The 22,744-nt window shown below is 72.2% G+C and carries 21 protein-coding genes; 15 read left to right on the top strand and 6 right to left on the bottom strand.

Going from position 1 to position 22,744, the window contains the following annotated elements; genetic code table 11:
* Window positions 1-12 precede the first annotated feature (12 nt).
* The gene (locus tag QC385_RS22250) at window positions 13-1,332 is read right to left on the bottom strand and encodes a hypothetical protein (protein WP_279543071.1); all 1,320 of its coding nucleotides are present in this window, start codon (window positions 1,330-1,332) and stop codon (window positions 13-15) included.
* A gap of 51 nt (window positions 1,333-1,383) precedes the next feature.
* Here QC385_RS22250 and QC385_RS22245 point away from each other — a divergent pair, with 51 nt between their 5' ends.
* Window positions 1,384-1,998: a hypothetical protein gene (locus tag QC385_RS22245; protein ID WP_279543070.1), complete on the top strand. Its 615-nt coding sequence runs from the start codon at window positions 1,384-1,386 to the stop codon at window positions 1,996-1,998.
* A gap of 98 nt (window positions 1,999-2,096) precedes the next feature.
* Here QC385_RS22245 and QC385_RS22240 read toward each other — a convergent pair whose 3' ends face one another.
* Window positions 2,097-2,333 (bottom strand): hypothetical protein, encoded by a 237-nt coding sequence (locus QC385_RS22240; RefSeq protein ID WP_020276938.1) that lies wholly within the window; start codon window positions 2,331-2,333, stop codon window positions 2,097-2,099.
* Window positions 2,334-2,678: 345 nt separating this feature from the next.
* On the opposite strand from QC385_RS22240, the gene QC385_RS22235 reads away from it, so the two are divergent.
* Genes QC385_RS22235 through QC385_RS22210 form a run of 6 tightly spaced genes read left to right on the top strand, consistent with a single transcriptional unit; the run spans window position 2,679 to window position 8,204 of the window.
* Window positions 2,679-4,373: an ATP-binding protein gene (locus QC385_RS22235; RefSeq protein ID WP_279543069.1), complete on the top strand. Its 1,695-nt coding sequence runs from the start codon at window positions 2,679-2,681 to the stop codon at window positions 4,371-4,373.
* Window positions 4,370-4,792: a roadblock/LC7 domain-containing protein gene (locus tag QC385_RS22230; RefSeq protein WP_086855613.1), complete on the top strand. Its 423-nt coding sequence runs from the start codon at window positions 4,370-4,372 to the stop codon at window positions 4,790-4,792. The genes QC385_RS22235 and QC385_RS22230 overlap by 4 nt, the downstream gene beginning before the upstream one ends.
* Window positions 4,789-5,151, top strand: coding sequence for a DUF742 domain-containing protein (locus QC385_RS22225; protein WP_279543068.1), 363 nt, complete (start codon window positions 4,789-4,791; stop codon window positions 5,149-5,151). Before QC385_RS22230 ends, QC385_RS22225 begins: the two co-directional genes overlap by 4 nt.
* Window positions 5,123-5,746 carry a GTP-binding protein gene (locus QC385_RS22220; RefSeq protein WP_279543067.1) on the top strand — a complete coding sequence of 208 codons (624 nt, stop codon included), beginning with the start codon at window positions 5,123-5,125 and terminating at the stop codon, window positions 5,744-5,746. The genes QC385_RS22225 and QC385_RS22220 overlap by 29 nt, the downstream gene beginning before the upstream one ends.
* Window positions 5,743-6,981: a cytochrome P450 gene (locus QC385_RS22215; protein WP_279543066.1), complete on the top strand. Its 1,239-nt coding sequence runs from the start codon at window positions 5,743-5,745 to the stop codon at window positions 6,979-6,981. The genes QC385_RS22220 and QC385_RS22215 overlap by 4 nt, the downstream gene beginning before the upstream one ends.
* Entirely contained in the window at window positions 6,978-8,204 is a 1,227-nt protein-coding gene (locus tag QC385_RS22210; protein ID WP_279543065.1) for a cytochrome P450 family protein, read from the top strand. Before QC385_RS22215 ends, QC385_RS22210 begins: the two co-directional genes overlap by 4 nt.
* 229 nt (window positions 8,205-8,433) lie before the next feature.
* Here the strand turns inward: QC385_RS22210 and QC385_RS22205 are convergent, their stop codons facing one another.
* Window positions 8,434-9,927 (bottom strand): helix-turn-helix domain-containing protein, encoded by a 1,494-nt coding sequence (locus tag QC385_RS22205; protein ID WP_279543064.1) that lies wholly within the window; start codon window positions 9,925-9,927, stop codon window positions 8,434-8,436.
* Between the two features lie 164 nt (window positions 9,928-10,091).
* Between QC385_RS22205 and QC385_RS22200 the strand changes: the two genes are divergently transcribed.
* The 4 genes from QC385_RS22200 (at window position 10,092) to QC385_RS22185 (ending at window position 14,146) form a co-directional block, all read left to right on the top strand.
* Complete coding sequence (locus tag QC385_RS22200) at window positions 10,092-10,712, top strand: L-threonylcarbamoyladenylate synthase (RefSeq protein WP_059416624.1); 621 nt, start codon at window positions 10,092-10,094, stop codon at window positions 10,710-10,712.
* Window positions 10,713-10,860: 148 nt separating this feature from the next.
* Window positions 10,861-11,616, top strand: coding sequence for a dienelactone hydrolase family protein (locus tag QC385_RS22195; RefSeq protein ID WP_279543063.1), 756 nt, complete (start codon window positions 10,861-10,863; stop codon window positions 11,614-11,616).
* Window positions 11,617-11,736: 120 nt separating this feature from the next.
* Window positions 11,737-12,594, top strand: coding sequence for an MHYT domain-containing protein (locus QC385_RS22190; RefSeq protein WP_279543062.1), 858 nt, complete (start codon window positions 11,737-11,739; stop codon window positions 12,592-12,594).
* 46 nt (window positions 12,595-12,640) lie between these two features.
* Complete coding sequence (locus tag QC385_RS22185; protein WP_279543061.1) at window positions 12,641-14,146, top strand: metallophosphoesterase family protein; 1,506 nt, start codon at window positions 12,641-12,643, stop codon at window positions 14,144-14,146.
* Between the two features lie 130 nt (window positions 14,147-14,276).
* Here QC385_RS22185 and QC385_RS22180 read toward each other — a convergent pair whose 3' ends face one another.
* A complete protein-coding gene (locus QC385_RS22180) occupies window positions 14,277-15,251 on the bottom strand; it encodes a TauD/TfdA dioxygenase family protein (RefSeq protein ID WP_279543060.1) in 975 nt (324 codons plus the stop codon).
* Between the two features lie 94 nt (window positions 15,252-15,345).
* A complete protein-coding gene (locus tag QC385_RS22175) occupies window positions 15,346-16,890 on the bottom strand; it encodes a glycoside hydrolase family 32 protein (protein ID WP_279543059.1) in 1,545 nt (514 codons plus the stop codon).
* A gap of 159 nt (window positions 16,891-17,049) precedes the next feature.
* On the opposite strand from QC385_RS22175, the gene QC385_RS22170 reads away from it, so the two are divergent.
* Genes QC385_RS22170 through QC385_RS22155 form a run of 4 tightly spaced genes read left to right on the top strand, consistent with a single transcriptional unit; the run spans window position 17,050 to window position 21,654 of the window.
* Entirely contained in the window at window positions 17,050-18,459 is a 1,410-nt protein-coding gene (locus QC385_RS22170) for an extracellular solute-binding protein (protein WP_279543058.1), read from the top strand.
* Window positions 18,456-19,412: a carbohydrate ABC transporter permease gene (locus QC385_RS22165; RefSeq protein ID WP_279543057.1), complete on the top strand. Its 957-nt coding sequence runs from the start codon at window positions 18,456-18,458 to the stop codon at window positions 19,410-19,412. Before QC385_RS22170 ends, QC385_RS22165 begins: the two co-directional genes overlap by 4 nt.
* A gap of 14 nt (window positions 19,413-19,426) precedes the next feature.
* Window positions 19,427-20,281, top strand: coding sequence for a carbohydrate ABC transporter permease (locus QC385_RS22160; RefSeq protein ID WP_150484839.1), 855 nt, complete (start codon window positions 19,427-19,429; stop codon window positions 20,279-20,281).
* Window positions 20,278-21,654, top strand: a complete 1,377-nt coding sequence (locus QC385_RS22155; protein ID WP_279543056.1) for a glycoside hydrolase family 32 protein — start codon at window positions 20,278-20,280, stop codon at window positions 21,652-21,654. Before QC385_RS22160 ends, QC385_RS22155 begins: the two co-directional genes overlap by 4 nt.
* On the opposite strand, the gene QC385_RS22150 is transcribed toward QC385_RS22155, so the two are convergent.
* Window positions 21,617-22,681 (bottom strand): LacI family DNA-binding transcriptional regulator, encoded by a 1,065-nt coding sequence (locus QC385_RS22150; protein ID WP_279543143.1) that lies wholly within the window; start codon window positions 22,679-22,681, stop codon window positions 21,617-21,619. The two genes, QC385_RS22155 and QC385_RS22150, sit on opposite strands and share 38 nt — an antisense overlap.
* Between the last annotated feature and the right edge of the window lie 63 nt (window positions 22,682-22,744).

The following is a 22,744-nucleotide window of genomic DNA, read 5'->3' as shown; positions in this document are numbered from 1 at the left end:
GTCAGACGCCGGCTACCCGTGCCGTCCCTCGCACACGGACCACACCTCCGCAAGGAGGGCCGGGTGGTTCTCGCCGTAGGCGTCGACGGCCGCGGACACCGCGTCGAGGGCCGCCCGGAGCGGGGCGGGTTCGGCGGCGCCGGTCACCGCGGGAAGGGCCATGTGCGGCTGCGACATCCGTACGGACGGATCCGGCCGGCCGATGGTGAACGCCCCGGCACACATGGCGGAGTTGGCGGCCGCCGCTTCCACCACGGCGGCCGCCGGGCCCACCACAGCCGGTGCCGCCTGCTGGGGCTGCGGGATGGGATCGTCCGCAGAGGCGGACGGCCGGAAGGGAGGCCGCTCGGGCGGGACGGCCCTGCCGACGGTCCGGGCCGGTACACGCGGGTCGGTGGCAAGCCTCTGCCACATGCGGGCTTCGTCGTCGAACGGCGGCGGCAGCGGGCGGCCTTCGGCCACGGCCGTGAGCGCGTCCGCGACCCAGTCGAGGGCGGTGAGACCGGCCACCTCGCACGCCCGGCGGGCCGCGAACACGGCCACCGCGCGCTGGGTGGCGGGGCCGGAGGCGTCGATCGCGTGGACCAGGGCGGGGTCGAACTCGAGCAGGCCGCTGACGTTGCCTCCGACGTCGCGCAGGGCCTGGCTCGGTGGCTGTCCGCCCCATTGCCATCGTTCGAAGGCGAGCCTGCGTTCCCGTTCCGCCGTCTCCTGCGCGAGGCGGATCTGGCGTTCGGCTTCGGCGCGTTCGGCGGGCGTGGGAGGCGGCGGCAGTTCGCGGGCGTGGCGGTGCCAATAGGCGGCGGCCTGCGAGGTCTGCTTCAGCACACGGTCCGGCTCGGGCGGGGCGGGCCAGAACTGGAGGAGGTAGCAGTCGAGCGGGGGCTCGCCGTCCAGGCGGACGTCCCGCTCGCTCGCCCGGTCCATGCCCTGGGCGCAGTACCGCACCCGGTAGTCGGTCTCCTCCAGGCCGAGCTGCCAGGAGGCTCCCCCTCCCCACTCCACCAGCGCGCTGTCCGCCGACACCGGGCGGAAGGACACCTCCACGACGTCCTCCCAGGCCGGATCCAGCGGCGGCGCCTGCTCGTGCACCTCGACCGTGAAACCGACGTCGCCCGTGTGCAGCCCGGTGTTCAGCCACAGGGCGCCCGGTGTCGCCGCCCCGCACAGTCCCACACTCTGCCCCGCGAACGCCTCCGAGAGGCCCTGCCCGAAATTGTCCGGATCGGTCTCGACGTAGATCTGGCCGTAATCCACATGAACCTCTCCCTCGACCGGCCTGCGCACGATCAGCTCCTCCTCGTCCGGGATGGGATGGTGAGCTGTCGGCATCGTGGCATCCACCACTGACAATTCAGAGCGCGATCACGGGAGAGCAGAGGCATGCGGCACGTCTACTGGATCGGGGGCGGGAGCGGTGCGGGCAAGTCCACGATCGCCCGCAGGCTCGCCGAGCCGCAGGGCTGGCGTGTGTACTCGACCGACGATGTGATGGGGGATCACGCCCGCCGTGCGACTCCCGACGAGGCCCCGCTGCTGCACGAGTTCATGGCCATGGACATGGACGAGCGCTGGGTGAAGCGGTCTCCGGAGACCATGCTGGAGACGTTCCACTGGTTTCGCGGTGAGGGCTTCGGGCTGATCGTCGAGGACCTGCTGCGCATGCCTCGGGAGGCGTGTGTCGTCGTGGAGGGCTTCCGCCTGCTGCCGCACCTCGTGCAACCGCTGCTCACCGAGCCCGGACACGCGGTCTGGCTCCTTCCCACACCGGAGTTCCGGCAGGCCGCGTTCACGAGCCGGGCCACGCCGGGCGGGAGTTTCACGGGGAGGACCAGTGACCCGGAGCGGGCGGACCGCAACATCGCGGCACGGGACCACATGTTCACGGAGCGCCTCCGCGAGGAGACCGCACGCCTCCGGCTGCCGACCGTCACCGTCGACCTCACGCTGTCGGAGGACGAACTCGCCGAGCGGGTGAGCCGGGTCTTCCGGCTCTGACCTCATGGAAGAGCCGGGCACACCAAAGGGCCGCAGACCTGTAAAGAGCCCGGACCCGCCGGCCGGCGGTGTCCGGGCCTCGTGACCCCGGTGGGGCCTCAGCCGCCGTTGAGGCGTGCGCGCAGGAGGTTCTTGCCCAGTTCGGCACCCTTGCGGCTGTCCGCCTGGGCCTTGCGGAACAGGTCCGCGACCTCGGTGTCCTTGGCACGCTCCGCGTCCTGGATGTAGCTCTCCAGACGCAGGGCGTTGTTCAGGCACGCCTCGACGTACCAGATCAGGTTGTAGTCCTTGTCCTGCGTACCGGTCACGCCGCCGGTCTCCGTCTCGCTGGTCATTCGGACCTCCTTCTCACGGGAGCGGACCTCTCTTCAGGCGCCGGACGGGTACCCGTCCTCAGGACGGACACACAGCCCGACCGCATCACTTTCAGTGACCGCTCGATCACGCCCTCCCGGAAGGGGCTGCCGACCGGGCGGCCAGATTCGTACGCACCACCAACTCCCCTCCCCCGTAAGGCAATCCCGACAGTTGCCACAGATGCGAACAGACGCCGGTCACTTTCCGAAGGAAGTGCCGATCCACCGTGCGAGATCGGTCGATGACGGTGTGTACTGTGCTGCGGGTGGCTCGTCAGACCACCTCGGACTCCGCCATGCCCGACTCCCCCTGGACTCGACTCGATGATCGAAATACCGGACCTGGTCGTCGGCGGTCTCGCCGTCGGCACACTGTCCGCGTTCGCCCTCGGCGGCGGGTGGCTGCGCTCACGACGGCAACTGGCCGCGCAGCGCGCCAAGACGGCCGCACTGCGGGCTCAACTCGACGGCACCTCGCGGACGTTCACGGCCGAGGTCGAACACCTGGCGGCGCGGCGGGTGCCCGCCGCGGCGCGGCAGGCGGCCCATCCGCACGTCACCGTGCCCGGCCCGCTCAACCCACAGCTCGCCGGTTCGCCCCTGGGCGTCGCGCTGGAGCAGGTGCTGAAGGGGCTGCACGCCGAACTCGCCGCGCAGCGCACCCGGATCGACGCCGCCGCGCAGGCCGGGATGCGCGGGGCCACGCGGGAGATCCAGGCGGCGCTGTACCGGTTGCAGGACGCCCTGCGCGGTCTGCAACAGCGCTACGACGACCCCGAGTTGGCACAGACCCTGTTCGAGCTGGACCACGAGAACGAGCAGTCGCTGCGGCGCGCGCAGATCGCCGCGGTGGTGTGCGGGGCCTGGGTGGGACTCGCCCGGGAGGAGTCCCACCTCGTGGACGCGGTGACGGGCGGTCAGGCCCGGCTCGCGGGCTACCGGCGCGTCCGGGTCCACAACCACCTGGCGGCGGGCACCGCCCTGGTGTCCCACGCCGTCGAGCCGGTCGCCATCATCGTCGCCGAACTCCTCGACAACGCGCTGCGCCACTCGGCGCCCGACACCGAGGTCGTGGTCAACCTGGAGGACGTCCACCACGGTGTCTGCGTCACCGTGGACGACGTCGGGCTGGGCATGACGCAGGACGAACGGGCCCGTGCCCAGTGGCTGGTGGCCGGCTCCGAACCGATCCTGCTCACCGAGCTCGGCGACCCGCCGCGCATGGGACTCGCCGCCATCGGCCAGCTGACCCGGCAGTTCGATCTGAGCGTGGACCTGTCCTCACCCTCCCCGTACGGCGGTGTGCGGGCGGTGCTGCGGGTCGACAGTCACCTGCTGACCCGCATCGACCCCGCCGAACTGCCCCCGGCGGCCAGCGCGCCGCGTTCGACGCGCAGGGCGGAGCGGGAGACGGCGGGCGGCGACGCGTCGTCCTCCAGTGGTGTCCCGTCCCCCAGTGGTGCCCCGTCCGCCGGCGGCGCCCCGTCCCTCAGGGCCTCCTCGTCGCACGGTGCCGAGCCGGACGCCTCCGCCCAAGCCACTCCTGCCACCCCTGCCACCCCTGCCGGCCCGGCCCGTGAACCCGAGCCGGCCACGGACACCGCGTCCCGGAGGCCCGAGCAGCCGTCCACCACCACCGCCACCCATCCCGCCCCGTCCGACGATCACGGCTACGGCACGGACCAGGACGACCAGGCCTCCCCCCAGGCCCCCGGCCACCACGGCCCCCGTGACAGCGGCGGCCTCCCCCAGCGCCGTCGCCGCAGCCGCGCCACGCCCCCGCCGGACGCCCCTGCCTCCGCACCCGCACCGCAGCGCCGGCCCCGGCGCCCCGAGGAGTCCGCCGCCGCCCTCGGAGCCCTCCAGTCCGGCACGGCTGCCGCACGTTTCGCCGCCCGGCCGAACACCGGCGCCGTTCCAGCCGTACCTGATGATGCCCCGGCCGCGACCACGGCCGACGGGGCGACCGACGACACCGGCCGAGACCGGAACGACCACGAAGGGGGAACGGCTCGATGACCAGCCGCGCAACGGGGGACACGGCCTGGGTGCTCGAACCGGTCCTGGAGGTGCCCCACGTCGTGGCGGCCGTCCTGCTCACCCGGGACGGGCTCGTGAAGGGCTACACCGACGCGCTGTCGCAGCCGTCGGCCGAGCGGGTCGCCGCCATCACCAGCACCGTGCAGGGCGCGTGCCGTACCGCGGCGGCGGCGTTCGCGGACACCGACCGGGCCGACATCCGGCAGGTGGTCATCGAGTCGGACCACGGCTATGTGCTCATCGTGCCGACGGACCACGGCACGTGTGTGGCCGCGTACGGGGATCCCGAGGTCCGCCTGGACCTGCTCGCGCACCGGGTGCACTCCCAGGTCGCGCGGCTCGGTGAGAAGGCGATGGCCGCCGGGCCCCGAGGTGCCGACGGCGACACGCCGGCATGACCGGCCGCCGAGGCGGCCGTCCCCTGGTTCCCGCGTATCTGTCGACCGGCGGGGTGGCCCGGCCCAGCCGTGCCCATCTGGAGCGGTTGTCGGTCCTCACCGGAAGCGGCGAGCCGGCTCCCGCCGATCTGCCCGCCGCGCAGGCGGCCCTGCTGGAGGAGCTGGAGCACGGGACGCTGACGGTGGTGGAGGCCGCGGCCCTGCTGCGGCTGCCCGTCTCCGCGGTGCTGGTGCTGGCCGCCGACCTCATCGACCGCGACCTGGTGCTGGCCCGCCCGCCGATCCCGCCCGCCCGGCGCTTCGACCCCGACCTGCTGAAGAGAGTGGCCGATGGCCTCCGCGACCTCAAGCACCGTTGACACCACCGCCGGCGGCGTCGGCATCCATCTCCCGGACACCGCCCGCGACCTGGTGAAGATCCTGGTCACGGGGCCTTTCGGGGTGGGCAAGACCACCCTGATCGGCTCCGTCTCGGAGATCCGCCCGCTGCACACCGAGGAGCGGCTCACCGAGGCGTCCGCGCAGGTCGACGATCTCGCCGGGGTCCGTGACAAGTCGACCACCACGGTCGCCATCGACTTCGGGCGGATCAGCCTGCCGGGCGGGATCGTGCTGTATCTGTTCGGCACGCCCGGCCAGGAGCGGTTCCGGTCGCTGTGGCACGACATCGCCCACGGGGCGCTCGGCGCGCTCGTGCTGGTCGACGCCCGCCGGATCGACGCCTCGTTCGACGTGCTCGGGCTGGTGGAGGAGAGCGGGCTGCCGTACGCGGTCGCCTTCAACACCTTTCCGGACGCGCCCCGGCACCACACGCCCGAGCAGTTGCGCGCCGCCCTGGACCTGGAACCGACGACCCCGATGGTGACCTGCGACGCGCGCGAGGCGGACTCCTCGATCGACGCCCTGCTCGCCCTCGTCCAGCACCTGATCGACCGACCCGCGGAGCACCGGTGACCCACCCGTCCCCTGCCGAGCAGACCTTCTCCCTCGCGGCGGCCGTCCGCCTCTGGGAGGACGGCTTCGCCCGCGACCCCCGTCCGTACTACGCCGCCCTGCGCGCCCAGGGCCCGGTCGGCTGGGCGGAACTCGCGCCCGGTGTGCCGGCGTACGTCGTCACGGACCGGCGGGCGGCGCTGGATCTGCTGCACGACACGCAGACGTTCTCGCACGATCCCCGGCCGTGGCAGGCGACCGTCCCCGACGACTCCCCCGTCCTCGGGATGATGCGCTGGCGGCCCAACACCCTGTTCGCCGACGGTGCCGCCCACATCCGCTACCGCACCACGCTGATCGACGCCTTCGACCTGGTGGAGCCGCACGACCTGCGGGCCCGGGTGCACCGGGCGGTGCATCTGCTGGTGAGCCGGATCGGACCGCGGGGCGAGGCCGACCTGGTCGGAGAGTTCACCCGGCCGCTGATGGCGCTGGTGTTCAACAGCCTGTTCGGGTTGCCGGACAGCGCGAGCGACCGGCTCGACGCCGCGCTGGGCAAGCTGATCGAGGGCGGCGCGCAGGCGGCTCAGGGCGAGGCGGAGTACGCCGGATACGTGCTGGAGCTGATCGCGGCCAAGACCGACCGGCGCGGCGACGACCTGCCGAGCTGGCTGCTGGACCATCCGGCGGGGCTGACCCCCGAGGAGGTCACCTGGCAGGTGTTCCTCACGCTCGGCGCGGGACACGAGCCGACGGCCAACCTGGTGTCCAACGCGCTGTCCAGGATCCTCGGCAACCCGGCCTACTACTCGACGCTCACCAGCGGCGCCCGGCCGGTGACGGACGCGGTGCTGGAGGTGCTGCACCACGAGACGCCGCTCGCCAACTACGGCATCCACTACGCCCGCACGCCCGTCACCTTCCACGGCGTGTGGATCAGGGCCGCGGTGCCGGTGGTGATCTCGTACGGGGCGCTGGCGCAGGCCACCGAGCAGGAGCGCGGTGCGGACCGGCGCCCGGGCGACGCCTCCCACCTGTCCTGGTCGGCGGGCCCGCACGCCTGCCCGGTCAAGCAGCCCACCCTGCTCATCGCCACCGAGGCGATCGAACGGCTCACCCAGTGGCTGCCCGACCTCGAACCCGTCCTGCCCCGCGAGCGCCTCACCTGGCGGCCCGGCCCGTTCCACCGCTCGCTGACGGCGCTGCCCGTCCGTTTCACTGCCCGCTCCCCCGACCAGCCTGGAGGACGACCGTGACCGTCACCGACCGCATCGCACTCGACCCGTTAGGCGCCGACATCGCCGCCGAGAGCGCCCGGTTGCGCGCCCTCGGCCCGATCGTGCCCGTGGAACTGCCCGGCGGCATCCCCGCCTGGGCGCCCACGCGCTACGGCACGCTGAAGGAACTCATCCTCGACCCGCGGGTCAGCAAGGACCCGCGGCTGCACTGGCGGCTGTGGCCCGAGATCGGCGGGCATCCGTCCTGGGGCTGGATCCTGGGCTGGGTGGGCGTGGTCAACATGCTCTCCGCCTACGGCGCGGACCACACGCGGCTGCGCAAGCTGGTGGCGCCCAGCTTCACGCACCGGCGCACCGAGGCGATGCGGCCCCGGGTGGAGGCGATCACGGCGGAGCTGCTGGACGCGCTCGACGCCGCCGACGGCGAGGTCGTGGACCTCAAGGAGGGGTTCGCCCATCCGCTGCCGATGCGGATCATCTGCGAACTGTTCGGCGTCCCGGACGAGTTGTGGGAGGACACCGGCCGGCTCGTCGCGGCCATCATGGACACCTCCGACCCGAGCCCGGAGCACGCGGCGTCCGTGCAGCGGCAGATCGGCACGGTGCTGCCCGCGCTGATCGCGTACAAAGCCGCGCATCCCGGTGACGACATGACCACCGAGCTGATCCGGGTCCGGGACGAGGACGGCGACCGGCTCAGCGACGAGGAGCTGCTGTACACGCTGCTGCTGGTCATCGGGGCCGGCTTCGAGACCACCGTCAACCTGATCGGCAACGCGGCCGTCGCCCTGCTCCGCCGCCCCGAGCAGCTCGCCGCCGTACGGTCCGGGGAGATCGGCTGGGACGCCGTCGTCGACGAGACGCTGCGCGCGCACCCGTCGATCGCGTCGCTGCCGCTCCGGTTCGCCGTCACGGACCTCACCGTCGGCGGCGTCACGATCCCGGCCGGTGACGCCATCATCACGACGTACGCCGCCGCGGGGCTCGACCCCGAGCACTACGGGCCGGACGCCGACGTCTTCGACGCCACCCGCGCCGCCGAGGACCATCTGGCGTTCGGGATCGGGGTCCACCGCTGCATCGGGGCGCCCCTGGCCCGTCTGGAGGCGCTGACCGCGCTCCCGGCGCTGTTCGACCGGTTCCCCCGCCTGAGCCTGGCCACCGGTGACGACGGCCTGCGGCAGGTGCCGTCCTTCATCGCCTTCGGCTGGCAGGAGATCCCGGTGCGGCTGCGGGGCTGAGGCCACCGCAGGGACGCCGCCTCACGGGCAGCTCGCGGGAGCGCGACCGGTCCCCCGTTCCGGTCGAGCCCCCGCGGCTCGTTGAAACTACGTGCAGGGCGGAGGCCTTGTGAATCGCGTCGATGCCCGTTGCGTGCTCAACAGGGCTCACCCGTGCACAGCTGAGTCCGGATGGCCCGGTTTCGTCCCGCTCCGATCTGGCCGATCGATTGCCTCCGAGGCAAACCGGTCAGTCGTGGCGGTGGAGAACCGGCAGGTCGAGGTCGCCGACGGCCAGGTGCGCCAGTACGACCTCGTACAGGTCGGTGCCCGCGGCGAGCAACTGGCGTTCCAGGACGGGTTCGGCGCTGCGGACGTGCTCGCGCACGGTCTGCGCATGCATGCCCAGGGCCTGCGCGGCCCGTTCGGCGTTGCCGCCGACGGCGATCCAGGTGCGCAGCGTCCGCCGCGGGTTCCTGGCGTCCGCGTCCAGCCGGCCCAGCAGGTTCTGGGCCCAGGTCCGTACGGCGGGCCCGGACAGCAGATCGGAGAGCCGGAGCGTGGAGTTCGCGGTGCCGTCGGTGAACTGGGCGTCGGTCAGGCCGATCTGGGTGTTGAGCGCCAGGTGGACGACGGCCCGGACGGTGAGGTCGGCGAAGTCGGTGCCGAGCAGTGCCTCCACGCGTTCCATGCGGGCGCGCACGGTGTTGCGGCTGACGCCGAGGACCTTGGCCGCGTTGACGGCGGTGAACTCAAGGCCGAGGCGGGTGGTGGCGAGGAGTTCGGCGCGGGTGTGGTGCGGCAGGGTGTCGAGCGGGCGCAGCACCCGGGCCGTCCAGCCGCGCAGCGCCTGCGGGTCCATGAGGCGTTCGGGGTGGGTGCGCTCGGCGTAGACCGCGGTCTTGTTGGGCCGGAAGTGGGCTACGGCGAGGGCGCTGACCGCCTGTCCGTAGGCGGTGGCGGTCCGGGCGAGGCTCTGCCGGACGCTGCCGCCGAGGAAGATGTCCGGGTGTCGGCCGATCAGTGACCGCAGGGCCTCGCCGGTGGTGTCGCGGGGGCTGACGACGATCACGTGGCCGTCCATGGCCGGGCAGCGCACGACCAGGGCGTCTTCCCCGGTGCTGTCCAGGCACTCCTCGGCGATCCGGTCGCGTACGGCGGGGTCGGACTCGACGACGTACACGCACGCCGAGTCGGCGTCGAGCAGTCCGGGCCAGAGTCCGGCGGCGACGCGGCGGGCGGCGATGGTGTCCTCGACCATCAGCAGTTGCAGGATCGCCAGGCGCAGGTCGGAGGTGGCCCGCCGGAGCCGGTGCCCGGCCGCCGTCGACTCGCGCGCGGTCAGCAGGAGCTCGATCACCTGGGCGGTGTGCGTGACGACGTCGGCGGCCCGGCGGTCGAAGGAAGTCTCGCGGGAGACGGCCAGGACGCAGGTGTGGGACGGGTGCTCCACCCTGACCAGGCGCAGATGACGTTCCCGGCTCTGCCAGGCGGCGGAGGCGATCCGGCCGGCCGTGATGTCCGTGACGAGGTCCTCGTCCAGCGGGATCCGGGTTCCGGCCATGAGGTTGCCGGCGGCGTCCTGAAGGGCCACGGACCCGCGCACGGCACCTGAGAGCCAGCCCACGACCCTGCGCACGTCCCGCCCCGCCGGGCGCAGGTGCTCGAGCAGTTCCTCCGCCCACGTCTGACCTTGCCCGGCCTGCGTCTCCCGCTGCCGGTTCCCGTCCTCTCGGCCAGCCACCTCGGCCTTCCCCTCGCTCCTCGCGCCGCCTCCGGCGCACCGGTCGGGGACGTTACCTCACACGTCCCGCGCTCTCACCACGGGCGGACGCGCCCCGACGCCCGCCCGCAGGCCGGCACCCCGCCCTGCGCCGCCGTACCCCACGGGCGGCATAAGCTCGACGGATGGCGAAGTACTACGACGTGCACCCCGACAACCCCCAGCCCCGCACCATCGGCCAGATCGCCGACAGCATCCGTGCGGACGCTCTTGTCGCGTACCCCACGGACTCCTGTTACGCACTGGGCTGCCGCCTGGGCAGCCGTGACGGCATCGAGCGGATCCGGACGATCCGCAAGCTGGACGACCGGCACCACTTCACCCTGGTATGCCAGGACTTCGCGCAGCTCGGCCAGTTCGTGCGGATCGACAACGACGTGTTCCGCGCGATCAAGGCGTCGACGCCCGGCAGCTACACGTTCATCCTGCCCGCGACGAAGGAGGTGCCGCGCATGCTCCAGCACCCCAAGAAGAAGACGGTCGGCGTGCGGATCCCCGACCACGTCGTCACCCAGGCCCTGCTCGCCGAGCTCGGTGAGCCCCTGCTGTCCAGCACTCTGCTGCTGCCCGGCGAGGAGGAGCCGATGACGCAGGGCTGGGAGATCAAGGACCTGCTCGACCATGTGCTGGACGGGGTGGTCGACTCCGGTGACTGCGGCACCGAGCCGACGACGGTGATCGACTTCTCCGGCGGCGAGGCCGAGATCGTGCGGCACGGCGCGGGCGACACGACACGGTTCGAGTAAAGGGCGCGCCAAGGGGCGTTCACGGTCGTACCGCCTGCGGGGGGGGTGGGCGAAATGCCCCGGGAAGCGGCGTGTCACGATGCCCGTGATCCGCCCGGTCACGCGGACGGGTTCCTGGCCGAGACCCCCGCAGAGAGGCAGCACAGCCATGACCGCCGTACAGGGAACCGCTGTCGACATCCCCACCGAGGACGGCACCGCCGACGCGTATCTGACCCACCCCGCCGACGGGGCCGCCCATCCGGCGGTCCTGCTCTACATGGACGCCTTCGGACTGCGTCCCCGACTGCGGTCGATGGCGGACCGGCTGGCCGGCGAGGGCTACACGGTGCTGGTGCCCAACGTGTTCTACCGGCACGGCCGCGCCCCGCTGTTCGATCTGCCCGAGTTCATCGACCCGGGGGCGCGGCCGGAGATATTCGAGCGCATCATGCCGGTCATGCGGGCCCTGACGCCCGAACTGGCGATGCGGGACGCCGGTGCCTATCTGCGCCTGCTGGCCGAGTCGCCCGCGGTGGCCGACGGTCCGGTGGCTCTGACCGGCTACTGCATGGGGGCGCGCCTGTCGCTGCTCACGGCCGGGACCTACCCGGAGCGGGTCGCGGCCGCGGCGGGCTTCCACGGCGGGCGGCTGGCGACGGACACGCCGGACAGCCCGCACCTGGTGGCCGGCAACGTCACCGCCGAGCTGTACTTCGGCCACGCCGACCAGGACCCCTCGCTGCCCCGGGAGCAGATCGAGCGTCTGGAGGAGGCCCTGACCGCGGCGGGCGTCCGCCACCGGTGCGAGGTGTACACGTGCGCGTCCCACGGCTTCACGCAGGCCGACACGGCGTCGTACGACAAGGAGGCCGACGAGCGGCACTGGTCGGCGCTGCTCGACCTGCTGAAGCGCGCATTCTGACCTCAATCGACTCCTGCTGAACAGAAGTTGCCGTCCTACCGACGGTAAGGGCTTGCTTTCCCTCGATCCCTGCGCGTAGACCTTGCTGGAAACCAGCCATGACTCGGGGGGAGTTGGCTCATGGACGGCACGGTCGACGGGTTCCGCTACGGTGCGGTGACCCCGGTGGCGGCGTATCTGATGGCCTGTCTGGGAGGGGCGCTGGGGCTGCGGTGCATCGTGCGCTCGCTGCCCGGCGCGCGGTCGTGGAAGCCCGGCTGGCTGGCGTTAGGCGCCGCCTCCATCGGGTGCGGCATCTGGACGATGCACTTCATCGCCATGATCGGCTTCCACGTGGAGGAGACCCGGGTCCGTTATGACGCGGCCACGACGGTGCTCAGTCTCGTCGTGGCCGTCGCCGTCGTGGGCATCGGCGTGTTCATCGTCGGCTACCGCGGCACGGGCCGTGTCACCCTGGCGGTCGCGGGTGTCGTCACCGGACTGGGGGTGGCGGCCATGCACTACCTGGGCATGGCCGCGATGCGGCTGCACGGCGACATCGGCTACGACCCGGTCGGCGTCGCCCTGTCCGTGCTGATCGCCATCGCCGCCGCGACCGCCGCGCTGTGGTCGGCCGTCACGATCCGCGGCTTCCTGACGAGCGTCGGGGCGAGCCTGGTGATGGGCGTGGCCGTGTCCGGGATGCACTACACGGGCATGGCCGCCGTCAGCGTCCATGTGCACGACGCGACCGGCGGGACGTGGGAGGGTGATTCGCCCCTGTCCCTGCTGCTGCCGATGCTGCTGGGGCCGGTCGTCTTCCTGCTGCTGGCCGGGGTCGTGGTCATGTTCGATCCGCTGCTGGTCCACGGCGAGCGGGCCGGAAAACGCCAGCCCGCCCCGCGACCGGACGCCTCCGCCAGGGGCCGGACCGCCAACGCCGTTCCGGCGCCGCGCACTTCGTGGCACGACACGGACTCGCCCACCCGCGGCCGGTGAACGAGCCGCCCGCGGACGGCTCGTAGATCATTGTTACGGTGCAGCGGTGTCCGACTCCTCACGTGATACCGCCGAGGGCGCCGGCTGGGGTACCGACGAACGCGGCGCGTACCAGCAGTTGATGCCTCCGAAGGCCGAGAAGATCTCCTGGCTGGACCCCAAGATGCTGTGGGCCGCCCGCAACGGCGTGCTGGCCTCCTGGTTCGGGGACCCGACCGGCCGCACCCGCGGCCGGTGGGTGGCGCAGCGCGCGGCCTCCGGCGCCCCGGCCGACAAGGTGATCCGGCGCGACGACCCGGACCGGTTCTCCTTCCTGGTCATCGGCGACACCGGCGAGGGCGACGATCCCCAGTACGCCGTCGTGCCGGGCTTTCTGAGGACGGGTCAGGACACCAGCTTCGCCGTGCTGGCCAGTGACGTCATCTACCCGGTGGGCAGTGCGGACGACTACGGCACCAAGTTCTTCCGCCCGTACCGGGACTACCGGGCGCCGATCTACGCGATACCCGGCAACCACGACTGGTACGAGGACCTCGGCGGCTTCATGCGCGTCTTCTGCGACGACGCCCCACCGTTGCCACCCGAACCCCGGCCGCGTCCCCTGACCCGCGCCTGGCTGCGGTCCCTGCTCTGGCACCGGCCGCGCCCCGACGACGGCCGGCACCTCGCCGAGGCCCGCACGTTGCGCTCGGCACCCGCCCAGCAGGCCGTCCAGCCGGGCCCGTACTGGGCGATCGACGCGGGACCGGTACGGATCATAGGCATCGACACGGGCCTGCTGGGCACCCTCGACGCCGAGCAGGGCGCCTGGCTGCGCGAGGTCTCCCGGGGATCCCGCCCGAAGATCCTTGTCACCGGGTCTCCCCTGTACGTGGACGGCAGACACGAGCCGTGCGCCATCGAAGGGGGCGGCACCGTCGACGACATCGTCCGCGACCCGGCCCACCACTACGTGGCGGCGATCGGCGGCGACATCCACAACTACCAGCGGTACCCGGTCCGGCTGGACGACGGACGCACCCTCCAGTACGTGGTCGCGGGCGGCGGCGGTGCCTTCATGCACGCCACCCACACCATCCCCCGCGTGAACGTCGCGAACGTGACCGAGCGGGACTTCCGCTGCTATCCGCTGCGGGGCGACTCCCTCGCCTTCTACAGCCGCCTCTACGGCCGCAGGCTGCGCATGCCCCGCTTCTTCACACTCACCGAGGCGGAGGCGACGGCCGTGATCGCCGAGCGCCTGGGCATCCCGCCGACCCGTGTCCCGGGCGCGGCCACCCGCGTCACCCGGCGCGTCCGGCTGGTCGCCGGGCTGCTCGGTACCGGCCGCCGGCCCGACCGGGCCAAGCGGTTCCGGCTGCCCGTGCGCAAGATCTACACGTCGCTGTTCTCGCCGAGTTCGGCGACCTACAGCCCACCGTTCTTCAAGTGCTTCCTGCGTCTGGACGTCTCCCCGGAGGCGATCCGCCTGCGCTGCTTCGCGGCCACCGGCAACCGGGCCCAGGAACTCGACCCGCCGGTCGAGGACGAGGTGACGATCCCGCTGCGCTGACCCGGTCCCCCGAGAACAACGCGGTCCGCCGGCGGGTGGCACAGGTGCACACCGTTGATCTGCGTCCCCACCGGTCCCGAGCCACCCCGACGGCACCCCTTCCCAGTCCGGCCCGCCGAACCGGCGCAGGTCACCAGCGCCCGGGCGCAGTCCCGGTGATCGGCTCCGACGCCCTGCCGTCCACCCCGACGGGCACGTCCCCGGCGAGCATCACCCGGTGCATGATCCGCGGGTGGTCGAGGTGTGCGGTGTCGCCGGGAGCCAGATGCATCGTGGCGCGGTTGTCCCAGAACGCCACGCTGCCCGGCTCCCAGCGGAACCGGACCGTGTACTCGGGCCGGACCGCCTGCTCCAGCAGCATGTCCAGGATCGCGCCGCTCTCGGGCCGGGAGAGGCCGGCGATCTGCTCGACGTAGTAGCCGTTGACGTAGAGGATCCGCTCGCCCGTCTCCGGGTGGACGCGCACCAGGGGGTGCAGGGAGGCGACCTGGCGGTCCAGCAGGTGGCGGACGTACGCGTCGTCGCCGGGCCGGGGCTGGTAGCCCACACCGAGCCGGTGCTCGGCCCGCAGGCCGTCGACGAACTCCCGCAGCGGCGCGGAGAGTCCGGCGTAGGCCGCCGCGAGGTTCGACCAGGTGGTGTCGCCGCCGTAGGGCGGCACCGTCTCGGCACGCAGGATCGTCGCGGCGGGCGGGTCGACGCGGGCGCCGTGGTCGCAGTGCCAGCCGCGCAGCAGGGTGTGGCGGCGGCGCCGCAGCCACTCGTCGTGCTCCATGCCGAACCGCCCGCCGAGCTCCAGCCGGTCGGCGGTCGTCTCGACCTCGGGGAAGTCCGGGGGTGAGACCTTGCCGCGCCGCGGCAGCACGACCGGTTCCCCGAACCGGCGCGCGAACGCCACATGCCCGGCGTGGTCCAGCCGCTGCCCCCGGAAGAACACCACCTTCCACCGCAGTACCGTCGCCCTGATCGCGGCGACCACGGCGTCGTCGAGGTCCGCGGCCAGGTCGACCCCGCCGATCTCGGCGCCGATGTGCCCCGCGACCGGCCTCACCTCCACCCCGGCGTCCCGCACCGCCTCGTCCGTCATCGGGCTGTCCGTCGTCATGCGCACTCCGCTGGTCGTGGGCGTGGTCGTGCCTACCGGAAGATCGTGACAGCGATCCCCGCCCAGGGCGACACCGCACCAGCGCCCCCGCCCCTCACACCTCGAACTCCCGGATCACGGTGTTCCGGAACACCGCCCTGCCGTCAACCGTGAACAGCGCGAGCCCGGTGTCGACCAGGTACGGGAAGACCGCCGACGCGTGCGCGTACCGGCCGTCGTCGAGGAACAGCTCCACGGAGGTGCGGTCGACCAGGATGCGGAGACTCACCGTCCGCCGGGCCGGGTCGAAGGGGCTCCGGCTCTCCTGCCATCTGCCCGACAGGTCGGGTGACACGGAGGGGCGGCGGTTGAGGTAGGCGTAGTCGCGGTGGACGCCGGCGTCGATGTGCCGGACACCGTCCGGGGAGCGCCGCAGCTGCACGCCCGCGCCCGTGAGCTGGTCCCAGGTGACCTCGCAGGTCAGTTCGTAGGCGGTGCCCCGGTAGTCGAGGACGCGGGTGCCCTCGACCGCCAGGTCGCCGAGCCGCACCGTGCGGGAGACGTACCGGTCGAGCGCGGCGACCGGCCGGGACGCCAGGTGGTACGTGCCGTCGGCCGCGCGCTTCAGCGTGATCTCGCGGACGATCGAGTCGGTGCCGTTGAAGCCGTCGCTGTCGATGGTGGGCGTGATGTGGGCGTAGTCCCAGTTGTTCAGCCAGCCGATCGCGTAGCGCGTCCGCTCGTCGACGGCGCCGTCCGCCGTCCGCTTGTCGAAGGTGACGGCCCCGTACCAGTCCCAGCCGTGGTCGAGCCACTGCGGCTCTTCGGCGTCGGCCGTGAAAGCGCTGCCGTCGAAGGAGCCCGTCCAGTACGCGTACGTGTTGGGCAGCCCGGCTCCCTTGCCGTTGGCGCTCACCCCGAGCACCCACTTGGGCGTGCCGTCCGCGGCGCGGATCCGGAACAGGTCCGGGCACTCCAGCACGCCGATGCCGCTCTTGACGAAGCCGCCCACGTACGTCCAGGACTTGAGGTCGGCGGAGTGGTAGAAGCCGACTTTGTCGTTCTCGGCGAGGGTCATCACCCACCGGCCGCGTTCCTCGTCGCGGATCACCTTCGGGTCGCGGAAGTCGCGCACCCCCGGGTTGGGCAGCACCGGGTCGGTGCCGTGCGGGGTGAACGTCCGGCCGCCGTCGGTGGAGTAGTACAGGTACTGCGCCTGGTCGCTCGGACCGTCGTGCGGCGACATCGTGGCCAGGACGACGACCGCCCCCGCCCCGAAGCCCGCCGTGTTCTCCGTGTCGACCACCGCTGAGCCCGACCAGACATCGCCGTTGGGGGTGGTGTCCTTGGGCACGGCGATCCCCCGGTCGGTGAAGGAGACCAGGTCGGTGCTGGTGGCCAGCCGCCAGGCGGTGCCGATCGCGCCGGACAGGTAGTCGGCGTTGTGCAGGTAGTAGTAGTGATACGCGCCGTCGATCCAGACCGGGCGCTGCGGGTCGTTCTTCCACTGCTCGGGGACGGTGAAGTGGTAGGCCGCGCGGTAGCTCGCGCAGCCGTTGCGTGGCCTGGCCCCGGCCGTGCCCGCCGCGGCGGGCAGCAACGCGCCGGCCGTGCCCGCGGCCGACCCGGCGAACAGGGCCCTCCTCGTGATCGCGCCCATCACACCTCGTTCCTCTCGTCGGAAACGGTGGCTCATGTGCCTCAGGACTTTGAGACCTAACTCGTTAAAGGTCAAGCGGTCTCGCGGTCTTGACACGTCTGGGCGACGCTCACATCATCTGGGGCATCAGTCCTCAACTAACACGAGTTAGGCCCCACGATGACCGACTCGCACCTCACCCGCCGCAGGCTGTTGCGGTACGGCGCCTACGGCGCGGGTGCCGCCGCCCTGGGAGGCACCGCCGCGAGCTGGGAGCGGCTCACCGGAGCCGACATCCCCGGACGTGACGACGGTTCCCTCGTCGTCGCCACACTCGGCCCCGCCTACGGGCCGGAGGCCATCCGCACGCTCCGCGAGGGCTTCCGCGAGCTGCACCCCGACATCAAGCTCCAGATCAACGCGGTGCAGGCCGTGGACTGGTCGGACTTCTTCGCGAAGATCCTCACGCAGGTGGCCGCGGGCACCGCACCGGACCTGGTGTATGTGGCCACCGAGGGCGTGCAGTTGTTCGCGCAGCGGCTCGGCGTGGCCCTGGACAAGTGGGTGAAGCGGGACGCGGCCGAGCTGAAGGAGTACTTCGCCGACGTCCATCCGTCGCTGGTCGAGTCGATGATGTACGAGGGCAGCCTCTACCAGCTGCCGGTGGAGTTCAACGCGGCCGACATGTACCTCAACCACCAGGTGCTGCGGCGGGCCGGGGCGCAGTACCCGCCGGCCGACTGGACCCGCGACGACTTCACGACGCTGCTGCGGGACATGAAGCAGGCGAGCGGCTCGCGCTTCACTCCCTACTTCTGGACCAACCGGCTGTGGGGCGGTGTGGTGCCCTGGCTGTTCGCGAACGACACCAATCTGCTCGCGGAGTCCAAGGCGCCCGGCGGCGAGTGGCTGTGGGACTCCTTCTACCCGGCCGGCCAACGCAGGGGCCGCGGGGGCGGCTTCCGGTGGACGACGCCGCAGGCCACGCACGACCGGGTGGAGGAGGTCTACGACTATCTCGCCTCGCTCGTGCGGGACGGCCTGTGCACCCGCCCCGAGGGCGGCAACGGCCAGAACCTCATCGGCGTGTTCTCCACCGGCCGGGTCGGTGTCACTCCGGCGGGCGGCTTCTGGGCGGGCGGCCTGCACCTGGCGGGGATGAAGCGGGACGGGTTCGACGTGCAGTACTTCCCGCGCTGGCGCACCCAGCGCATGCAGTACGGCGCGGCGGGCTACGCGCTGCTGCGCACCTCCAAGAGGCAGGAAGAGGCCTGGGAGTTCATCAAGTACGCCGCCCGCAAGGACACCCTGAGCCAGTTGTTCACGACGAACCAGACCACCCCGGCCCGCCGCTCGATGCTGACCGCCGGCCGCTACGAGGAGACCGGCCCGGCGCACTGGCAGGTCTTCTACGACACCCTCGACCGGTTCCCCGACACGGGACCGATCCCGGCGCCGCCGCAGGTCGCCGAGGTCGAACAACTGCTGCTCAAGCACACCGGCACGGCCCTGGCCTCCTCGCGCTCGGTGCGTCCCGCGCTGCGCCGGTTGCAGGGCGACCTGGAGAAGGCCATGGAGCGTGACGCATGACGGACACCCGGATACCGCCCGCCCGAGCCGGACGGCCCGAGGCCCCGCCCGCCAAGGACGCACCGCGTCCCTCGGCCCGCGACCGCGGCACCCGACTGCTGGCCACGCTGTTCCTGGCCCCGACGATCGTCGGCATCGTCGTCTTCACGGTCGTCCCCATCGTCGGCTCGGTGGTGCTGAGCCTCTTCCACTGGAACGTGATCGACTCGCCGCGTTTCGCCGGCGGCTCCAACTACGGCGCGGTGTTCGGTGACGAGACCGTGCTGGTGTCCTTCCGCAACACCCTCGTCTTCATGGTGCTCGCGGTGGCACTGCAACTCCTCGTCGCGCTGGCGCTCGCCCTGGCGCTGACCGGGCGGATGCCCGTGTGGCTGCGGTCGGTGTTCCGCTCGGCGTTCTTCTTCCCGCTGGTGCTGTCCGCCGCGTCGATCTCGGTGGTGATGAAGTACCTGTTCAACCAGGACTTCGGGGTGATCAACTGGCTGCTCGGCTTCGTCGGGATCGCGCCGGTGCCGTGGCTGACCTCGGAGAACGCGGCGATGGCGACCGTGGTGCTGGTCTACGTCTGGCAGCAGTTCGGCTTCTCGTTCCTGCTGTTCGTCGGCGGTCTGAACAACATCCCGAAGGAGATCCACGAGGCCGCCGCCCTGGACGGCGCGACCGGCCTGCGCAAGCACCTCTCCGTCACACTGCCGCTGCTGTCGCCGACGCTGCTGGTCGCCTCGGTGGTCGGCATCATCAACGCGCTCCAGGTCTTCGAGCAGCCGTACGTCCTGACCAACGGCGGTCCCGGCGACTCGACCCGCACGGTCGTGATGGTCATCTACGAGACCGCGTTCGAGCAGCTCCGCTTCGGTGAGGCGTCCGCGGTGGGTGTGCTGCTGTTCGTGCTGATCATGGCGGTCACGGCCCTCCAGTTCCGGCTCAGCCGGCGTTTCGTCCACTACCAGTGAGCCGGGTGAGTCCCTTGAGCCAAGCAACCCTGTCCTTCAGCCGTGCGCGCCACGGGCTGGCGCCGTGGGCGCGGATCGCCGGGCTGACGGTGTGCGCCCTGCTCACGCTCGGCCCGGTGGTGTGGACGGTGTCCACCTCGCTGCGCACGCCCGCCGAGGCGTTCGACCTGCCGCCGCAGCTCATCCCGTCCGACCCGTCGACCGAGGCGTACCGGGGGGTGTTCGGCCAGATCGACGTGTGGCTGCTCGCCCTCAACTCCACGCTGGTCACCGGACTGATCGCGGTCGGCCAGATGATCACGGCGGGGCTGGCCGGATACGCCTTCGCCCGCCTGGAGTTCCGCTTCAAGAAGCCGCTGTTCGCCCTGGTCCTGGCGACGATGATGGTGCCCTTGCAGGTCACGATCGTGCCGGTGTTCCTGGTGCTGAAGTCGATGAGCCTGACCGACACCCTGCTCGGGCTGATCATCCCGGCCTTCCCGACCGCATTCGGCACGTTCCTGATGCGGCAGTACTTCCTGGGCATGCCCAAGGATCTGGGCGAGGCGGCGATGCTGGACGGTGCCGGCCCCTGGCGGACGTTCCGGTCGGTGTACGCCCCGCTGGCCGCGCCCGGCCTCGCGATCGTCGGCGTCCTGGCCTTCAACTACCACTGGAACGAGTTCTTCCGGCCGCTGATCCTCGAAACGTCCGGCCAGAACTACACGTTGCCGCTGGGTCTGGTCTCCCTCCAGGGCAACCTAGGCACCGGCTCCGTCTCCGTGGTGCTCGCCGGTGTCGTCCTGTCCATGATTCCCGCCGTCGCCGTGTTCGTCGTCGGCCAGCGCCCTCTGCGTGAGGGCATCACGTCCGCAGGAGTCAACCGTTGAGCCTCGCCGCTCCCCCGCAGGACCCGCACGCCCCGCGCTTCAGGGTCCGCCCGCCCGCCAACTGGATGAACGACCCCAACGGCCCGTTCCGCTGGCGCGGCCGCTACCACCTCTTCTACCAGCACAACCCCGACGCCCCGGTGCACGCCAACGTCCACTGGGGCCACGCCTCCAGCCCCGACCTCGCCCACTGGGAGCACCACCCGATCGCCCTCACCCCGACCCCGGGCGGCCCGGACGAGGCGGGCTGCTGGTCCGGGTGCGTGGTCGACGACGGGGGCGTGCCGACAGCCGTCTACACCGGGGTCGACCGTGACCACAGCGGGCTCGGCACGATCTGCCTGGCCCGGGCGGCGGATCCGGACGACCCCGCGCTGACCGACTGGACTCCCCTGCCCACGCCGGTGGTGACGGGCCCGCCCGAGGGGCTGGACGTGGTGATGTACCGCGACCCGTTCGTCTTCCGGCACGACGGACGGCGGTGGGCACTGGTCGGCGCGGGGCATGCCGACGGTACGCCGTCGGTCCTGCTGTACGACTGCGACGACCTGACCGACTGGCGCTTCGCGGGTGTGCTCCTGGATGGCCGGGACCCGGCAGCCGCCGCGGTGTTCGGCGACCGGGCGACCGGCTGGGAGTGCCCGCAGCTGTACGCGACACGGGGCGGCGAGTGGGTGCTGGTCGTGTCCCTGTGGGACGGCGACCCGTGGACCACCGGCTACCTGACGGGACGGCTGAACAACGATCTGCGCTTCTCGGCCCGGGCGGGCGGCCTGCTCGACCACGGCCGCGACTTCTACGCGCCCGCCGTGCTCCAGGAACCGGACCGGGCCCTGATGTGGGGCTGGTCGTGGGAGGCCCGCGAGCAGGGCGAGACCGGCTGGGCCGGCGTCCTGACCGCGCCCCGGGTCGTCGACGTCCATCCGGACGGGGCACTGCGGGTGACCCCCGCCCCGGAGCTGCACCGGCTGCGCGCCGCCGAACCGTTCGTCACCGCCCCGGCCCGGGCCGCGCTGCCGGCGGCCTACGACCTGACGGTGAGCGCCCGCGGGGACACCACCGTGAGTCTGCTGCGCTCGGCCTCGGGCGCCGAGCTGACGGTCCGGCTGGACCCGGGCGAGGGCACCGTGACCCTGGACCGTGGCGACTGGCCCCGTGCGGAGGCCGGGGCGCCTGTCGTCGTCCATGTGCCGCCCGACGAGGAGCTCACGGTGCGCGTTCTCGTCGACGGCTCGCTGTACGAGCTGTTCGTCGGGGACCGGGCCACGGTCACCGAGCGGGTCTACCACCGGCCGGACGACATACGGGAGTTGAGCGTGACGCCCGGTGCGACCGTCACCGGATGGGAGCTGGTCCCACCGACGCACGGCTGATCACCGGGCAGGCCAGGCGCCGCACGGTGGCGGGCGGGGTCCGGCCGGTGACGATGGAGTCCAGCAGGAGCCGGGCGGCGGCCTCGCCCATCTCCCGGTGGGGCAGCGCGACGGTGGTGAGGGGCGGCGTGAGGTACGCGGCCATGTGCTCCTGGTCGTCGTAGCCCACCAGCGACAGGTCGCCGGGTACGGAGATCCCGAGCCGGGTCGCGGCGTGCAGGACGCCCGCCGCGACCCGGTCGTTGTAGGTGAAGATCCCGGTGGGGCGGAGGTCGGCCGGGGCTCCGTCGAGGAGGCGGACGGCGCCCTCGTAGCCGCCGGAGATCTCGCCTCCGGTCCGTACGACCCAGTCTCTGGGCACGGTGATGCCCTCGGCGCGCAGCGCGTCGCGGAAACCGCGCAGCCGCTCCGCCGAGGCGATGTCGTCGTGCCCGCCGACGAGTGCGACCCGCCGGTGCCCCTGCTCCAGCAGCAGCCGGGCCGCCGTACGGCCGCCGGCGCGCTCGGCGGGGATGACGGCGGGCAGCGAACCGTCCTCGGGCAGGCAGTTGGCCAGCACGGAGTGGGTGCGGTGCAGGCCCTCGGGGACGCGGACGCGGCGCAGGGACATGGCCGCGTAGATGATGCCGTCGACGCGCCGGTCGAGGAGCTCGGCGACCGCCGCGTCCTCCTTGGCCGGGTCGCCGCCGGAGTCGACGGTGAGGACCAGGTGCTCGCCGGCCCAGGCGGTGTCCATGGCGCCGCGCAGCAGCCGCCCGGCGAACGGCGAGGAGGCGATCTCGTCGGTGACCAGGCCGATCACGGCCGTACGGCTGCGGCGCAGACCGCGCGCGACGGGGTCGGGCCGGTAGCCGAGCTGGACCGCGGCCTGCCGGATGCGCTCCTGCGTGGCGGGCGAGAGGTTGCCCTCGGCACGGCCGTTGAACACGAAGGACACCGCGGTGTGCGACACACCGGCCAGCCGGGCGACGTCCCTCGAGGTGGGACGCCCCGGTCGTGCCGCCGGCTTCTCCTCGGCGCTGCCCATGCCGTCCGCCGTCCTCATCCCCCACCCGTCCGGTTGATCATTGCTCACCCTATCCGTGACGCT

This window comes from Streptomyces sp. DH10 (genome assembly GCF_029813805.1).
Taxonomy (GTDB): domain Bacteria; phylum Actinomycetota; class Actinomycetes; order Streptomycetales; family Streptomycetaceae; genus Streptomyces; species Streptomyces coeruleofuscus.
Note: the sequence above shows the minus strand (reverse complement) of the source record. Positions and strands in the feature narration are given on the sequence as shown.